This is a genomic window from Yinghuangia sp. YIM S10712 (genome assembly GCF_051388935.1).
In the GTDB taxonomy this organism is placed as follows: domain Bacteria; phylum Actinomycetota; class Actinomycetes; order Streptomycetales; family Streptomycetaceae; genus Yinghuangia.
Window position 1 is genome coordinate 73,745 of record NZ_JBPKBI010000011.1, and the last position, 14,734, is coordinate 88,478.

The 14,734-nt window shown below is 69.8% G+C and carries 14 protein-coding genes; 8 read left to right on the forward strand and 6 right to left on the reverse strand.

Annotation, left to right across the window (positions count from 1 at the left end; translation table 11 throughout):
- Window positions 1-11: 11 nt before the first annotated feature.
- Window positions 12-863, forward strand: a complete 852-nt coding sequence (locus ACRX5W_RS21695; RefSeq protein ID WP_436790014.1) for an ABC transporter permease — start codon at window positions 12-14, stop codon at window positions 861-863.
- An 87-nt stretch (window positions 864-950) separates the two neighbouring features.
- On the opposite strand, the gene ACRX5W_RS21700 is transcribed toward ACRX5W_RS21695, so the two are convergent.
- The 3 genes from ACRX5W_RS21700 to ACRX5W_RS21710 form a co-directional block, all read right to left on the reverse strand.
- Entirely contained in the window at window positions 951-1,544 is a 594-nt protein-coding gene (locus ACRX5W_RS21700; protein ID WP_436789898.1) for a YdeI/OmpD-associated family protein, read from the reverse strand.
- A gap of 207 nt (window positions 1,545-1,751) precedes the next feature.
- Window positions 1,752-1,958: a DUF397 domain-containing protein gene (locus tag ACRX5W_RS21705; protein ID WP_436789899.1), complete on the reverse strand. Its 207-nt coding sequence runs from the start codon at window positions 1,956-1,958 to the stop codon at window positions 1,752-1,754.
- Complete coding sequence (locus ACRX5W_RS21710; RefSeq protein ID WP_436789900.1) at window positions 1,955-2,782, reverse strand: helix-turn-helix domain-containing protein; 828 nt, start codon at window positions 2,780-2,782, stop codon at window positions 1,955-1,957. Before ACRX5W_RS21710 ends, ACRX5W_RS21705 begins: the two co-directional genes overlap by 4 nt.
- A 113-nt stretch (window positions 2,783-2,895) precedes the next feature.
- Between ACRX5W_RS21710 and ACRX5W_RS21715 the strand changes: the two genes are divergently transcribed.
- From ACRX5W_RS21715 to ACRX5W_RS21725, 3 genes are read left to right on the forward strand one after another with little or no spacing between them, the layout of a single operon-like run.
- Window positions 2,896-3,276: an ATP-binding protein gene (locus ACRX5W_RS21715; RefSeq protein ID WP_436789901.1), complete on the forward strand. Its 381-nt coding sequence runs from the start codon at window positions 2,896-2,898 to the stop codon at window positions 3,274-3,276.
- Between the two features lie 46 nt (window positions 3,277-3,322).
- The gene (locus tag ACRX5W_RS21720; protein ID WP_436789902.1) at window positions 3,323-3,451 is read left to right on the forward strand and encodes a hypothetical protein; all 129 of its coding nucleotides are present in this window, start codon (window positions 3,323-3,325) and stop codon (window positions 3,449-3,451) included.
- A complete protein-coding gene (locus ACRX5W_RS21725) occupies window positions 3,451-4,311 on the forward strand; it encodes a methyltransferase domain-containing protein (RefSeq protein ID WP_436789903.1) in 861 nt (286 codons plus the stop codon). The genes ACRX5W_RS21720 and ACRX5W_RS21725 overlap by 1 nt, the downstream gene beginning before the upstream one ends.
- A 266-nt stretch (window positions 4,312-4,577) precedes the next feature.
- Here ACRX5W_RS21725 and ACRX5W_RS21730 read toward each other — a convergent pair whose 3' ends face one another.
- The gene (locus ACRX5W_RS21730) at window positions 4,578-5,555 is read right to left on the reverse strand and encodes an enoyl-CoA hydratase/isomerase family protein (protein ID WP_436789904.1); all 978 of its coding nucleotides are present in this window, start codon (window positions 5,553-5,555) and stop codon (window positions 4,578-4,580) included.
- A gap of 370 nt (window positions 5,556-5,925) precedes the next feature.
- Between ACRX5W_RS21730 and ACRX5W_RS21735 the strand changes: the two genes are divergently transcribed.
- On the forward strand, window positions 5,926-6,801 hold the full coding sequence (locus ACRX5W_RS21735) for a PhzF family phenazine biosynthesis protein (RefSeq protein ID WP_436789905.1): 876 nt from the start codon (window positions 5,926-5,928) through the stop codon (window positions 6,799-6,801).
- A 217-nt stretch (window positions 6,802-7,018) separates the two neighbouring features.
- Here the strand turns inward: ACRX5W_RS21735 and ACRX5W_RS21740 are convergent, their stop codons facing one another.
- Window positions 7,019-7,375 (reverse strand): winged helix-turn-helix transcriptional regulator, encoded by a 357-nt coding sequence (locus ACRX5W_RS21740; RefSeq protein WP_436789906.1) that lies wholly within the window; start codon window positions 7,373-7,375, stop codon window positions 7,019-7,021.
- Between the two features lie 70 nt (window positions 7,376-7,445).
- Between ACRX5W_RS21740 and ACRX5W_RS21745 the strand changes: the two genes are divergently transcribed.
- Window positions 7,446-8,333, forward strand: coding sequence for an NAD(P)-dependent oxidoreductase (locus tag ACRX5W_RS21745; protein WP_436789907.1), 888 nt, complete (start codon window positions 7,446-7,448; stop codon window positions 8,331-8,333).
- A 63-nt stretch (window positions 8,334-8,396) separates the two neighbouring features.
- Here ACRX5W_RS21745 and ACRX5W_RS21750 read toward each other — a convergent pair whose 3' ends face one another.
- Complete coding sequence (locus ACRX5W_RS21750) at window positions 8,397-11,759, reverse strand: S8 family serine peptidase (RefSeq protein WP_436789908.1); 3,363 nt, start codon at window positions 11,757-11,759, stop codon at window positions 8,397-8,399.
- Between the two features lie 498 nt (window positions 11,760-12,257).
- On the opposite strand from ACRX5W_RS21750, the gene ACRX5W_RS21755 reads away from it, so the two are divergent.
- Together ACRX5W_RS21755 and ACRX5W_RS21760 are read left to right on the forward strand one after the other, a co-directional pair.
- The gene (locus tag ACRX5W_RS21755) at window positions 12,258-13,859 is read left to right on the forward strand and encodes a flavin monoamine oxidase family protein (protein WP_436789909.1); all 1,602 of its coding nucleotides are present in this window, start codon (window positions 12,258-12,260) and stop codon (window positions 13,857-13,859) included.
- Between the two features lie 67 nt (window positions 13,860-13,926).
- Window positions 13,927-14,658, forward strand: a complete 732-nt coding sequence (locus ACRX5W_RS21760) for a Rid family hydrolase (protein WP_436789910.1) — start codon at window positions 13,927-13,929, stop codon at window positions 14,656-14,658.
- The last annotated feature ends 76 nt before the right edge of the window (window positions 14,659-14,734 follow it).

Sequence of the window (14,734 nt, forward strand, 5' to 3'; positions counted from 1 at the left end):
CCATTCCGACGATGACACCGACCGGCCGCGAGGCCGCGGATCTCCCCGTACCCGGGCTTCCGCGCGGTTCGGCCGCACGGCTGCGCTGGGCGGTCACCGACTCGTGGACACTGACCCGCCGCACACTGTCGCACTGGTCGCGGCAGCCCGGCCCGCTGATTCTCGGTCTGCTGTTCCCGGTCATGCTCGTGCTGATGTTCGGCTACCTCTTCGGCGGGCAGATGGAGGTGCCCGGAGGGGGCGGCTACCGCGAGTTCCTGATGCCGGGGATGTTCGCGATGACGATGGTCTTCGGCGTGGAGTCGACGTTCGCGGCGGTGAGCACCGACGCGTCGCGCGGGGTCACCGACCGGTTCCGGTCGATGCCGATCGCACCGTCCGCCGTGGTGGCGGGCCGGTGCGCGGCCGATCTGCTCAACTCCGTCGCGGCCTTGGCGGTGATGGTGGTGTGCGGTCGCCTCGTGGGCTGGAGTTGGCACGACGGCGTGGCCCGAGCGCTGGCCGCGTTCGCTCTCCTGTTGGCGCTGCGGTTCGCGCTGCTGTGGGTGGGGATCGCGTTGGGCCTGGCGGCGAAGGGCCCCGAATCCCTGGTGGCGATCCAGGTGTTGGTGTGGCCGATCGGTTTCCTGTCCAACACCTTCGCCTCGCCCGAGTCGATGCCGGGCTGGCTCGGAGCCATCGCCGAGTGGAACCCGCTCTCCGCCACGGTTGCCGCGACACGCGAGCTGTTCGGCAACCCGGGCTGGGGCGGCGATTCGTTCGCGGCCCGGCACGCGATCGAACTCGCGGTCGCCTGGCCGGTGTTGATCACCGCGGTGTTCTTCCCACTTGCCGTACGGCGGTTCGCGCGCCTGAACCGCTGACCGCCGCGGTCGCGGAACTCGCCGGGGACGCGCCGGACGGCCGGCCGCGCGTGGCTGATCGTGTGGAGGAACGCCCGCTCTCCGTGACTACGGGTGCAGCTTTTCGCCCTTCGCCAGCATCGCCACGTACTGCTCGATCCGGCGCGCCCGGGTCTCGGCCTTCTTGGCGTCCTGGATCCGGTACAGGATCGCGTAGCGGTTCTGCCGGTCCAGTGTCTCGAAGAACTCCGCCGCGGCCGGGTCGGCGGTCAGGGCCGCCGCGAGGTCGTCCGGCACCGTGGCGGTCTTCGCGCCGTCGTAGGCCGCCTCCCAGCGGCCGTCCGCCTTGGCGCGGTCGACCTCGGCCTGCCCCGGTGGACGCATCCGGCCCTGCTCGATCAGAACGGCCACCTTGTCCCGGTTGGCCTTGGACCACTTGCTGCGCGGCTTGCGCGGGGTGAACCGCTGGAGCCACCACTGGTCGTCGAACTTGCCCTTCTGGCCGTCGATCCAGCCGTAGCAGAGTGCCACGTCGAGCGCCTGGGCGTAGTCCAGCGCGACGATTCCGGGGCCCTTCTTGCGCAGCTTGAGCCAGAGGCCGGGCGAGACGGCGTGGTTCTCGCCGAGCCATGCCCCGAACGCCTCGGCGGATTCGAATGAGACGATCTCCAAGTCCTGAGTCACCCCAGCAGCGAACCACACCCGGCGGATTGTCACGAGGCATTCGGCGCGGTCCCCGGGTGCTCCGTCGCGCGTTTGTGCGGCCGGCGGACGGAGGGCGCCGAGTTCACTTGGCCCCGGCGGACGAGACAGCCAGAGCCTGCCCGGCCTGCACGGTGTTCGCCACCCACGAAGTGCGGCTGGAATACCAAGCGATCGTGCGATTAAGCGGGCAGGGCATAACTCGCCCTAGAGTCGAATCGTGTCGGTGAACTCCGCCCACGCGCTTGACGGGACGGCGATGTGGCCGCGAGAAATGTCCTTGGAGTCACGGACAGGAACGACTGGAAAGAAGCTTTGCTGAACCCCGGCCACCTCGACGCACTCGCCGCCGCTGGGACCGCTGTACGACGACTTGCGCCACGAAGCGGGGCTGAGACTCAAGGTATTGGTCATTGCGTGAACTCCTCCGCCAACCGTTCCATCATCGAGAGTGAGTCGCACGGCGACAGTGCCATGGCTCTCACGCAATCGTAGGCTCGCTGAGCGGCAGCGACCATAGCCGGATCATCCAACAGATTGCCCGTGAACACGCCTTCCACGTATGCGACGGGAGGAGCGTCCGCGAACGTCATGAGGTAGAGGGGACCTTCGATGAGTGCGTGAGCGCCCGTAGCCGTTGGAAGGACCTGCACGATGATGCGTCGTTCGCGCGCCAATTCGATGATGTGCGTGAGTTGTTCCCTCATCACCTCCGGTCCGCCAACGGGCAGTCGCAGCGCCGATTCGTGCAGGATCGCCCACAACTTCGGTCGTGTTGGGGAGTAAAGCAACTTCGCGCGCTCGCTGCGAGCGCGGACCCGGTCTTCGATCTCTGACGGCGACGCCCAGGGCAGGCCGGCTTCGAACACTGCCCGCGAGTAGCCCTCGGTTTGCAGAAGACCTGTGATCAGGGTGGGGGCGAAAGCGCTGATGGTCAACGCATGTTGCTCCCACTCGGCCGCGTCCGCGAAGTGCTCGGCATGCGGCGATTTGTTGGCCGGCCTGCACAAGCGGAGAAGCAGGCCATCCGAGCCGAGAACTTCGTCCAACCGCTCGGACATGTCCTCTTGAGGTCTGCGAACCGCCGCTTCGATCTGGCCGATATACGCGCCGGAGCAGAAGACCACGCCACCCAGTTGTTCTTGTGACAGTCCCGCCGCCTCGCGTAGACGTCTCAATTCCGAACCGTAGAACGCTCTTGGCGAGCTCAACGGGTCCGGATCCTTTGGAGCGGCCATCCCCCGTCTCCTTTCCCCAGCAGAACGGCTGTTTGTTTCCGGCCACTTCACAGCCTAGCTTCAGAGAGCGACGATCATGACACGAACAGTGACATCCGTAAGGTCGTCCTTCCATGTGCGAGACCATCACGCACACCCACCTGCTGGCCGACGCGCCCGAGTCCGCCGGGATCGCGCGTGCCCACGTCGCGGAACTCCTCACCACGCACCACCTGCCGCACCTGGTCGACGACGCGACTTTGCTCGTCTCCGAGTTGGTCACGAACGCGCTGCGCCACGGCATCGGGAAACCCGAACTGTCGCTCGGACTCGGCGGCTCCGCCCTCCGCATCGAAGTGACCGACCTCGGCCCCGGCCTGCCGTACCCGCGAACCGCCGAACCTGAGGACAAATCCGGACGCGGCCTTTGGCTCGTACAACTCCTCGCCAACCGCTGGGGCTTCACGCGCTGGGCGGACGGTAAGTCCGCCTGGTGCGAACTCGCGCGGGCTTGACTCAGGCCGAACGACAACAACCGATTCGAACGGAAGGTGAAGGTAGATGGGTGACCACAAGAAGCCTGCGAAGTGCCCCCTGTGTGGCGGCAAGGGCTATACGGAGGTCTGCCAGGACGGCAAGGTGATCAAGCGCTCGTGTGGTCGGTGCAACGGTTCCGGGACGGTGGCCTGATGGCAGGCGACAGCATCGCCACGAAGTTGCTCGGGCGTGACCGATCTCCCTTTCTCCCCGACGCGGTCTGGCACTTCAAGCACGGTCGCCATGTGCGGATCGATCGGCGGGACGACCCCTTGGCCTGGCAGGAGGCAGCCAACGCGGATTGCCCTCTCGTGACGCAATGGGACGACGGAACCACCGACAACGCGGAGTCGGGCATCCCGACGTGTTCCGCGTCCATGCCGTCGATGGTCGAGCAGATGCTCGATGCCTGCGATGTCCGGCAAGGACACCGCGTCCTGGAGGTGGGCACGGGGACCGGCTACACGGCCGCGTTGTTGAAGGACCGGGTGGGGGAGTCCGGAACCGTCGTGACGGTCGAGGTGGATCCTGTGCTCGCCGATCAAGCGAGGGGTCGGCTCGCCGCCGCCGGAGTGGACGCCGAAGTGCACTGCGGTGACGGGCTGGAGGGTTGGCCCGCCGGCGCTCCGTACGACCGCGTCCACGTCACCTGCGGAATCCGCAGCATCCCGACGGCTTGGCTCGCCCAGTGTCCCAACGGCACGATCATGCTGCCATGGAGCCCGGTCGGCAGTGACGCCTGTGACCATGTCGTCGCGCTGGCCGTCCGAAACGGCGTCGCGGTCGGTCGGTTCGGTCCGGAAGTCGCGTTCATGAAGGCTCGCATGCAGCGCACCCGTCCGTGGTCCGCGTGGCCGGACACCGGAAACGCCGTGGCGACCACCCTCCCCATCGGCCCGACAGAGGTGAACGAACTCATCGGAGTCGCCCACGGGTTCGTCCTCGGGCTTCTCGCGCCCGAGCTGACCTTCCGGTTCTTGCGTGCGTCCGGTGACGAGGACGAGCACACCTGATCGACGACTGCGTGGGAGCCGTCCGCTGGTGGCATGACAACGGCCGTCCCGGCCCCGAGGACTTCGGTCTCCGTGTCACGGCCGATGGCCGGGACGCGCGTCAGGAGATCTGGTTTGACGCGCCGGACCGCCGGCTCTCGTCCCTTCTGTCCTCCCACCGTCGCCATCGCGCCGGGCGCCGTCCCGAGGCACGCCGCCCTGTTTGACCACGTCGCGCACGGCGCTGGGTGACGGCGTGGTCTCGGCGTCGGGGCGGCGAGGGGGCCTCAGTCGCCCCTGCGAGCCGCTGGTTCGATGCGGTCGACAAGCCCCCACACCAAACCTTGCTCGGCCGTGATGCGTTCGCCGCTCAGCACCATCCAGGCCGTACGCCAGCGGCCGATTCGCTTGGTCACGCTCACAGTGCCGCCCGCCCCCGGGACCAACCCCAGTGACAGTTCCGGGAGTTGGAACCACGCGTCAGGATCGGCGACGACCGTCTCCGCGAACGTCGGGACCTCGATGCCGGCGCCGACGCATGCGCCGTGCAGGAAGGGGGTCACGCGGTCGCGGTTTTGGTGGACGAGCAACCCCGCGCTGCGGGCGAGACGTGTGACGTGTGCGGTCGCCGGATCGACGGCCGTACCGAATTCGTCCAAGTCGCCGCCGCTGGAGAACGACGGTCCCGCGCCCCGGAGTTCGGCACGAAGCGCGGGGTCGGCGGCCAGTACGTCGAGCGCATTGATCAAGGCGTCGCGCAGCCCGCGTCCGAGCGCGTTGCGGCGGTCGGGCCGGTTGAGGGTGATGCGGAGCAGATCGCCTTCGCGGTCGAGGAGAACGGCGTCGTCCGGGATCGGCGGCTCGGGGCGTGAAGGACGTCCGGCCCGCCACGCGGCGAATTCCGGTCCGGCGAGGAGCATCGAATAGGCGAGCGATTCGGCGGCGAGGGCGTCCGGGACACCTGCGGGGTCATGCAGCAGCCGCGCGTTGACCCGCAACAGGTTGGCCAACGCGAGCGAGGCCCGAGGCGCCCGCTCGACGGCACCCATGACGGCGTCGACTGCGGCGTCGAGATCGCGGACGGTGACATGTGCCCGCCCGTCGGCGTCCACGTCGGGACCGCCGAGCGTCAACGTGAACGCGTCGACCACAGGCTGGAGTTCGGCCTCCCACGGCCGCCGCGCGATGCCCAGCGTGACCCGTGTCGAACCGGCGAGCGCCCGCGCGGCGGCGACCGGATCATCCACCCCCGCGTCCAAGTCCACAACGGCCAGTACATCGCCGCCACGGGGCGGACCCGTCACAGGGATTCTCGGACGAAGTAGTTCAGGCACCGCAAGCAGGCCACCGAGCGAAAAGGACATAGGGGAGATCGAACCAGATACGCCGACCGAGGAGGAACCTGCCCGGGACGGGACAAGGGGCGGCTCCGTTGCTCCTGCGCGCCCCGGCGATGAGATCCGTAGGCCATTGCACGCGAACGTACCGCGCGATCTTTCGCATCGCGGCACCGTGGCTGCTCTGTTTTGGAAGGCTTCCTCACGCGTTACCGCAGGCCATCGTTCCGACGCCGATCACGTCGCGTGGATAATGTCTGTGTTGCGACGCGCCGACCCGTGACCGGACGGAGCTGTTGTGTTGCGTTACGACCTCGCCGATGTCTTCACCGACCGACCGTTGGCCGGGAATCAGCTGGCGGTCTTCGCCGACGGCGGAGCGTTGACGGATCGGCTTATGCAGGCGCTCGCCTTGGAGATGAATCTCTCCGAGACCGTTTTCCTCACCGCTCCGCAGGTCGGGGGTGACGCGCGCGTACGGCTGTGGTCGACGGTCACCGAGCTCGACTTCGCCGGCCACCCACTGCTTGGTACGGCAGCCGTTCTGGCCGGACAACGGTCGGAGGGTGAGGCCGAGTGGCGCATCGAGACCAACGTCGGCATCGTCACGGTCACCACGCGCCGCCACCGGGCGGATCGGTTCACCGCCTGGATGGATCAGCCGCTGCCGAAGATCTCACTCGCCCCGGCGGAGCAGGCGGGGCAACTTCTCGACGTTCTCGGTCTGGCGGCCACAGTGCTGCCGGTGACGTTGTACGACGCGGGCATCCGGCACCTGTACGTCATGGCCGAGAGCCCCGAGGCCGTACTCGATATCGTGCCGAACCACCCGGCGCTGGGCGCGGTCGTCGGCAGCGACCACATCAACGTCTTCGCCCTGACGGGCTCCGCCACTGCCGTCACACGGATGTTCTCCCCGTACGACAAAGTGCCCGAAGACCCGGCGTGTGGATCGGCCGCCGGACCGCTGGCCGCGCACCTGGTTCTCCACGGACTCCTCGCGTCCGGCACCGAGATCACCCTCAGCCAGGGCGAGGCTGTCGGCAGGCCCTCCACGCTCCACGCCGTGGCGCACACCGACCGCGACACCATCCGATCGATTCGGGTCGGCGGAGGTGTCTGCCTCATCGGCGGGGGACACCTGAACCTGTCCGGCGGTGGCGGGGCGGTGTGAGGCGCCTTCGAATGCGGCCCCTGCCTGTCGTACCCGAGGACCCCACGGGTGAGGACCAGGTTCCGCACTCATGAGACTCGCGGCACGAAATCCCGCGCGTACCCACTTTTTTGTGGGTACTTGTCGGCCCGCCGGGCAGCGGAGAGGCTTCAGGCAAGCAGTCAGGGGCTGCCGGAGCCGGATCGCGAGGGAGGTGGACGGGTGATCGGGTATCCGCTCAGGAGACCCCGGCCGTCGTCCGCCCCGCGAGGATGTCCAGGCGCCGGTGGCCCCAGTCCGACAAGGGCGCCAGCGCCACCGAGAGGTCGCGGCCGAACTCCGTCAGGGAGTACTCGGTCTTGAGCGGCAACCCCTCGTGCACCTCGCGGTGTACGAGTCCGTCGCCCTCCATTTCGCGCAGCGCCTGAGTCAGGACCTTCTCGCTCAGCCCGGGCAGTTGCCGGCGCAACTCGCCGGGGCGCTGCGGCCCGGATTCCAGCAGCCACAGCAGCGCGGTCTTCCACTTGCCGTCGATCACCGCGATCGCGGCGGTCACACCGCAGACATTCGGGTCCTGGGCACGGCTGCGCGTCATCGTCGTCCCTCGGTGTTCGCCTGCATCGGTCCAACCGTTCTCCAACAGATCCTCGTACGGGAGCTATTCCATGTCTTCACCCAGCCCACAGCCCGCCGTCACCGTCCTCGGCCTCGGGCCGATGGGCCGCTCGCTCGCCGCCGCCTTCCTCGCCGCCGGGGTGCGGACCACGGTGTGGAACCGCACCCCTGGCCGGGACCGGGAGCTGGTCGAACGCGGGGCGGTCAGTGCGCCGACCCCTGAGGAGGCGGTCGCCGCGAGCGAGCTCGTGGTGGTCTGCGTGGTGAATTACGACGCGTCCGACGCCATCCTGCGGCGCGAGGCGGTGGTCGATGCACTCAAGGGGCGCACGCTGGTCAACCTGACCGCCGACACCCCGGACCGGGCCCGCGACACCGCCGCGTGGGCGGACCGGCACGGGATCGCGTACCTGGACGGCGCGATCATGACGCCGACCACCACGATCGGCACGCCCGACGCCGTCTTCATCTACAGCGGACCGGCCGAACTGCACCGAAGCCACGGTTCGGTGCTGGAAGCCCTGGGCGGCACGCACACCCACCTCGGCGAGGACATCGGCCGCGCCGCCGCCTACGACGTCGCGCTGCTGGGCATCTTCTGGACCGCGATGGCCGGGTACGCCCACGCGCTCGCGCTGGCGAAGGCCGAGGGCATCACCGCCCGCGAACTCGCGCCGTTCGCCCAGGGGATCGGCGCGATCCTGCCGCCGATCTTCGAGGCCACAGCGGGGCACGTGGACGACGGCAGCTTCAGCGGCGAGGACAACCCCCTCACCTCGTCGGCCTCGTCGATGGCGCACATCATCGCGGCGTCCGAAGCGCACGGCATCGACGCGGCGGTGATGCGCGCCGCCGAGGGCCAGGCGCGGCGGGCGATCGGACTCGGGTACGGCAACGACGGCTTCACCCGCGTCACCGCGATCCTCGGACCCCGCTGAGTCGGCAGCGACCGACGGCGGCCGACCGCGAACGCGGCCGGCCGCCGCTCAGCGTCCGTCCCGTCAGCGCACGCGGTACGCCCGCGTGATCGTCTGGTTCAGTGAATTCCCCTGCACATCAACCAGTTTCGTACGCAGTGCCACGAACCCGTCGCCGCCGTGCGGTGCCGGGGGAGTGAACACGGTATAGCCGTGCGGGCCCGGGACCGCCGGCGTAGGCCGCCATGTCGTGCCGCCGTCGAACGACACCTCCGTGGTGAACTGTCCGACCCTGGACGGTGTCCCGTCCGGCCGTTCCACGCGCACGTTCAGCACGAACGGGCGGTTCGCCGGGGCCCGGTTGTCCAGGTCGAACCGACCTTCGACGCGCACGATCGGCAACGCGACCGGTTCCGATGCGCATTCGTCGGCGGGGCGCTCGGTGGTGAACGTCCATGTGGCGTCGACCGATGTGCCGATCTGCCAGTCCGGTTCGCCGCGCTGCGCCACCACGTGCAGGGCGTACGCGGTCTTCTCCGGCGCCAGGCCCTCCACATACACGTAGGACGGGTCCTCGCTCACGGCGACCACTTCGCCGTCGCGCAGCAGCGTCACTTGTCCGGTGCCCCCGTTCCAGGCCGTCGTGTGGCCCGCCGTCGGTGCGTTGAACGCCGCGACGGGACCGTCAAGCGCGTCCCCGCAGCGCAGCAGCGACGCGTGCGGGGTGTTCACGGCCTTGTTCCACTCCTCCGGGGTCACGCGTCCCGCCGCGTACGCGGTCTCCGGTCCGGTTTCCGACAGCGCGCCCGCGTCGACCATGGACAGCCACTTCAGCTCCGGTCGGACGGTGAAGTACTCCCGGGACGTTCCCGGCAGGGTCACCTCGTGGGCCCAGCCGCCCCAGCCGAACTCGTCGCCCCAGCCGGCGAGGCGCGTGACGGTCCCGGTCAGGGGTTCGCCCCGGCCGTGCAAGCGCGCGTCCACGACCGCGAGTTCGGCCGTACGCACGGGCAGCATCGGGTCGGCGGGGATGCCGCCGTCGTGTCCGGCGGCCAGGTTGTAGCGGCGCTCGGGCTGCCCATCGGCGGGGGCTTGGCCGAGGAATGAGCTCAACCGGTAGGAGAACGGGCGGCCTTGCACCGTCGTCGGCACCGCGTAGGCGCCGACGTCCGCGGAGTACAGGTATGCCTCGATGCCCGCTTGCCGTCCCGCGATCCGCTGGCTGAAGCCGAGACGGCGGATGTCGACGCGTGTGCCCGTCTGGTCGAGCGCGATTCCGGCGGGCAGGCCCGCGCGGGCGTCGACGGTCACGGCCGTGTCCTGCGTGACCTGGACGTCGGGGGTGACGAGCGTCCAGCTCTCCGGCTGCTCGGCGGTCGCGGGCGTGTGGATCATCGCGACGACGCTGTACCGCCCCGGGGGAACAGACGCCTTGAACCCGTCGCCTGAGCGCCACACCTGGTGCCACTCGCCGGTCTCGATGTCGATCACGTTCAAGACGCCGGTCTCCTGCGGCGCTCCGGCACGGTCCGTCGCGGTGATGTGCAGGTCGTACAGCTCGGGCGCGTCGTATACGCCGAGAGCCGTACGCACCAGCCACGTTCCGTCGGCCCCGCGTGCGTCCAGCACGCCGCCGTAGGTTCCGGTCTCGCTCGCGGCGGGGTCGATCGTGAGCACGGCGTCGGCGGTCCCGTGCGGTGGGACGGTCAGTTGCGGGGTGTCGAGGCGCAGGGGCGCGCCCGGGTCCGCGGTCAGGCGGAGGTCGAGGACGAGCGGGTCGCTCCCGTCGTTGCGGTACGTGATGGTGCGGGTCACCGGTTCGGTGGCCGGCGGACGCAGGCGCGTCGACAGCGTGGACGGGCTCGCGGACACCGTGCGGGTGACCGCGGCGGCGACGTCGACGCGTCCGGTGCCCTGTTCGAAAACGGTCAGCGGGCTGGGCGACGCCGACCCGACGAGCGCGTCTTTCAGTTGCCTGCCGGTCCAGTCGGGGTGGCGCTGGGCGAGGACGGCCGCTGCGCCGGCGACGTGCGGCGCAGCCATCGAGGTTCCGCTCATGGCCGTGTAGTTGTCGTCGACCGGCTCGCCGTGCGAAGTCCCGGCGGCACGCGCGGCGACGATGCCCACCCCGGGCGCGGTGATCTCCGGCTTGACCGCGTGGTCGCCGGTCCGGGGCCCTCGGCTGGAGAAGTCGGCGATGTCGTCGTCCGGGGTCACGGCGCCCACCGCGAGCGCCGAGGCCGCCGCTGCGGGGGCGTTGATCGTGCCCGGCGCTCCGTCGTTGCCCGCCGCGATGACGAACAGGGTGCCGGACGACGCGCTCAACGCGTCGACCGCGAGGGACATCGGGTCGGTTCCGTCGGTCGGGGCCGCGCCCAGGCTGATGTTGACGACCCGGGCCTGCTGCGCGACGGCCCACTCCATGCCGGCGATGAGCCGGGACTGCCAGCCGGCGCCTTCGTCGTCGAGCACCCTGCCGATCAACAGTTGCGTGTCGGGCGCGACGCCGGCGTAACGGCCCTGGGACGCGGCGCCGTTGCCGGTGATGATCGAAGCGACGTGGGTGCCGTGGCCACTGGTGTCGACGGCACCGTTCGGGTTCTCGGTGAAGTCCGCGCTGCCGACGACGGCGTCCGCCAGGTCGGGGTGGGTGGGGTCGATTCCGGTGTCGAGTACGGCTGTACGGACGCCCGCGCCGGTCCAGCCGCCGTCCCATGCCTGGGGCGCGCCGATGTGCGGGCCGCTCTGGTCCAGCGACGCCTGTATGCGGCCGTCCAGCCATATGTGCGCGATGCCGGGGGTGAGGGCGTCCGGCTCCGCGCCGGGCGCGAGTCGGGCGCCGGGGGCCGGGGCGGCGACGGAACGCCAGAACTCGGCGGCGTCCGCCTTGCGTTCGCTGACGGCCTGACCCTGGATGCTGGGCAGTTCCCGATCGACGGTCGCGGTACGGCCCACGGAGGCCCGCGCTTCCGGCATGGCGGTCGCGCGCGCCGAAGGGGTGTCGTCGTACCTGACGATCAGCGGCAGCACCGGCATGCTCCGGTCGTCGTAACCCTGGCGGACCAGAGTCGTCACGTCGAACAGCGCCGGGTCGAGCAGTCCGCGGTCGAGCAGCCCCAATGCGTCCGACGGGACGACGGTGGTGTTGCCGGCCCGGTTCCAGCGCAGGAACGAGATGCCGGTGCGGCCCGGTCCGGGCTCCGGGGTCACGGCCTGGGACCCGTCGGGGAAGGTGTCGACCGCGACGACGTCGCCGGTGATCAGGGTGACCGTCGACCGGGACGGCTGAGAGCCGTCCGCTTCGCGCGAGGTCACCGAACCATCTTTGCCGGAGCCGTTGTTGCGGTCGGCGACGGCGTTGCCGGTCCCTGTGGCTCCGGTGGCGAGCAACGCCCCCACAACCACGGCGGTCGCCAACCGGTGCCGTCCTGGCCTGCGTTTGATCACGTGCCTTCCCCCTGTTCCGGATACACCGGTTGCCGGTTCTCGGCAGGGCGTTCCGAGACTGTCAACGCTTGTGGAGTCACAGGGGGTTGCTCGGAAGAGACGTCAAAATCGTTACGGCTGGGGTAAGTTGGCGGCAGGCGAAGCACCAACCAACCCGTGCCGTGCGGCCCGGCCGCGGTGACGCCCTCGTATGCCGGCCGTCGGAGGGCGGTTATCGGCGTCGTTCGGGCACCCGTGGCGTGGCGCCCGCTTTCCCCGTTCCGATCGGAAGGGTGTTTGTCGCACCCGCGTGGTGGTGACGGCGATTTCCGGCATGAGTTATTGACAACCCGCCGGAAACGTTTCCGGTACGTGAGGGCAACCTGCCTCGCCAAAGATCCTCGCCATCGCCGAAATTGCCTGTGACCCCGCTTTCCTGGGGCTGCTCCACCTTTCACGACCAGGCAATGCGGCGTGCCCGCGGCTCTCAGCCGCGGGCCACGCAGAGGGAGAGGGTCTATGGCAGCAGAAACGTCTCGTCGCGGTTTCCTGCGCTCTGTGGGAGTCGCGGGCGGAGCGGGTGTCCTCTACTCGACCATGGGCGCCATGGGCCTCGCGCCGGTACCCGTCGCCGAGGCCGTGCCCTACCGGGCGCCGTCGTCGTCGGACTTCCACCTGACCGGACGCGGTGGCAAGAAGGTGCTCATCCTGGGCGCCGGGATAGCGGGCCTGACCACCGCGTACGAACTCGGCAAGGCCGGGTACGACTGCCGCATCCTCGATGCCAAGGACCGCCCGGGAGGCCGGAATTGGACCGCGCGCGGGGGCACGGTCGAAACCGATCTGGACGGCGCGACGCAGCGGGCGCGGTTCTCGTCGGGGCAGTACATGAACTGCGGCCCCGGCCGACTGCCCCAGTCGCACGTCACACTCGACTACTGCCGCGAACTCGGCGTCGCACTGGAGGCGTTCGTCAACGCCAACGCCGACGCGTATATCTACCACGGCAATTCCGCCGCGCTCGCCGGAAAACCGATGCGCTGGCGTACCGCCAAGGCCGACGTGTACGGCTACATATCCGAATTGCTCGCGAAGGCCACCGACCAGGGTGCCTTGGACGCCGCACTCACCAAGGACGACAAGGACCGCCTCATCGCGTTCCTGCAGAGCTTCGGGGCGATCAAGGGCAAGGCCGAGGGATTCGCGTACACCGGCTCAAGCCGGCGCGGCTATTCGGTCGAGCCCGGCGCGGCGCACGAGAAAGGCACCGTGCTCGGCCCGGTACCGTCGATGTCGGACGTGCTGGCGAGCGGCGTCGGCCAGCGGTTCGCCTTCGAGTTCGGCTACGACCAGGCGATGATGATGTTCCAGCCGGTCGGCGGCATGGACGCGATCCCCAAGGCCCTCGAACGCGCGGTCGGCCGCGACCGCATCACCTACAACGCGTGGGCGACCGGCGTCTCGAACGTCCCCGGCGGTGTCGAGGTGTCCTGGAAGGACAACCGCGGCCGTGAACGGTTCGAACGCGCCGACTTCTGCGTCGTCGCGACTCCCCCGCAGATCGCCGCCCGCCTGCGCCACAACCTCGGCGACAACGTGACCACCGCGCTCAAGACGCCGGTTCCGGTGTCGGCCGGGAAGATCGGGCTGGAGTACAAGCGGCGGTGGTGGGAGCTGGACGACCACATGTACGGCGGCGTGGTGCCGACCGACACGGACCTGGCCAACATGTGGTTTCCCTCGGCCGGCTACCAAAGCGCGCGCGGCATGGTCATCGGCTACTACAACACCGGCTCGAACTCCGAGGCGTACGCGAAGCTTGCGCCCGACGCGCGGGCGGCCCGCGCGGTCGACCGGGGCGTGAAGATCTTCGGGGACCGCTACCGCAGCGAACTGGCCGCGTCGTTCAGCGTCGCCTGGACCCGTACGGCGGGCTTCGAGGGCGCCTGGGTCGGTTGGCCGAACCAGGACGGGCCCGAGTACGCACTGCTCAACCAGCCGCAAGGCGCGGTCTACTTCGCCGGCGACTGGCTGAGCCACACCATCGCCTGGCAGCACGGCGCCTTCACGTCGGCGCGCAAGGTCGTGACGGAGATCCACCAGAGGGTGATGGCGGCATGAGCGCACGAACCGGTGACAGGGACGGGGCTGTTCGCGCCTGCGGCGCCGAGCGGAGCGGGGTTTCGGCATGAGTGAGAGCGAGGACAAGATGGCGACCGCGGACCAGGCCGACACCGTGCCGGCGGCAACCGGCACCCGCGCGCGGATGTCACGGCGGGCGAAATGCCTGATCGCGGTCGGATCCGTGGTCGCCCTCGCCGGTGCCGGCGTCGGCGGTGTCGCCGTCGCGGAGGCGAGATACCGGGGGATAGGCGACAAGGAAGTGCGGGTCATGCTGCCCCCGGGGCAGACCAACCCGAACATCGCGCAAGGCGTCGGCACCGGCGCCGAGGTGGCGATCTACACCAGCAGCGGGCTCGGCCCCGCGGCCCTGAACCCGAGCGCGCCTGCCGGGACGCCCGAGAGGTACACGGACCCCGCGATGACCGCGGGCGCGCAGGGCGTCACCGTCACCGAAGCCCAGGCCCTGCTGGTCCTCAAAGCCATCCAGGACAACCTGACGGCGGCCGGACTGACCCCTGCCGACGTCATCACCATGAAGTGCTACCTGATGAAGCCGCCGGGGGCGGCGGTGGCCGACTACGCGGGCTGGAACCGCGCATACCGGCAGTTCTTCGCGAACATCGACCTGGTCACCAAGGCGGTGGTACCCGTACCGATGGGCACGTCACCCGCGAAGGCCCCGATCCTCGCCAACAACGCCCGCCCCGCGCGGGCGACGATGGAAGTCGCCTCACTCGCCGTCCCGGGCTGGCTGGTCGAGGTCGAGGTCACCGCGGCGTACCCCGCGAAGCGTTAGACGCACCGGCTCGCGTGCCGGGGGGGGGGGGGGGGGGGGGGGGGGGGGGGGGGGGGGGGGGGGGGGGGGGGGGGGG

What these genes read in the sequence shown, in the direction of transcription:
- ACRX5W_RS21705 (WP_436789899.1), bottom strand. Translation starts at nt 1,958, where the DNA reads ATGACCAATACCTTGAGTCTCAGCCCCGCTTCGTGGCGCAAGTCGTCG.
- ACRX5W_RS21740 (WP_436789906.1), bottom strand. Translation starts at nt 7,375, where the DNA reads ATGACGCGCAGCCGTGCCCAGGACCCGAATGTCTGCGGTGTGACCGCC.
- ACRX5W_RS21720 (WP_436789902.1), top strand. Translation starts at nt 3,323, where the DNA reads ATGGGTGACCACAAGAAGCCTGCGAAGTGCCCCCTGTGTGGCGGCAAG.
- ACRX5W_RS21755 (WP_436789909.1), top strand. Translation starts at nt 12,258, where the DNA reads ATGGCAGCAGAAACGTCTCGTCGCGGTTTCCTGCGCTCTGTGGGAGTC.
- ACRX5W_RS21725 (WP_436789903.1), top strand. Translation starts at nt 3,451, where the DNA reads ATGGCAGGCGACAGCATCGCCACGAAGTTGCTCGGGCGTGACCGATCT.
- ACRX5W_RS21760 (WP_436789910.1), top strand. Translation starts at nt 13,927, where the DNA reads ATGAGTGAGAGCGAGGACAAGATGGCGACCGCGGACCAGGCCGACACC.
- ACRX5W_RS21695 (WP_436790014.1), top strand. Translation starts at nt 12, where the DNA reads ATGACACCGACCGGCCGCGAGGCCGCGGATCTCCCCGTACCCGGGCTT.
- ACRX5W_RS21715 (WP_436789901.1), top strand. Translation starts at nt 2,896, where the DNA reads ATGTGCGAGACCATCACGCACACCCACCTGCTGGCCGACGCGCCCGAG.
- ACRX5W_RS21710 (WP_436789900.1), bottom strand. Translation starts at nt 2,782, where the DNA reads ATGGCCGCTCCAAAGGATCCGGACCCGTTGAGCTCGCCAAGAGCGTTC.
- ACRX5W_RS21745 (WP_436789907.1), top strand. Translation starts at nt 7,446, where the DNA reads ATGTCTTCACCCAGCCCACAGCCCGCCGTCACCGTCCTCGGCCTCGGG.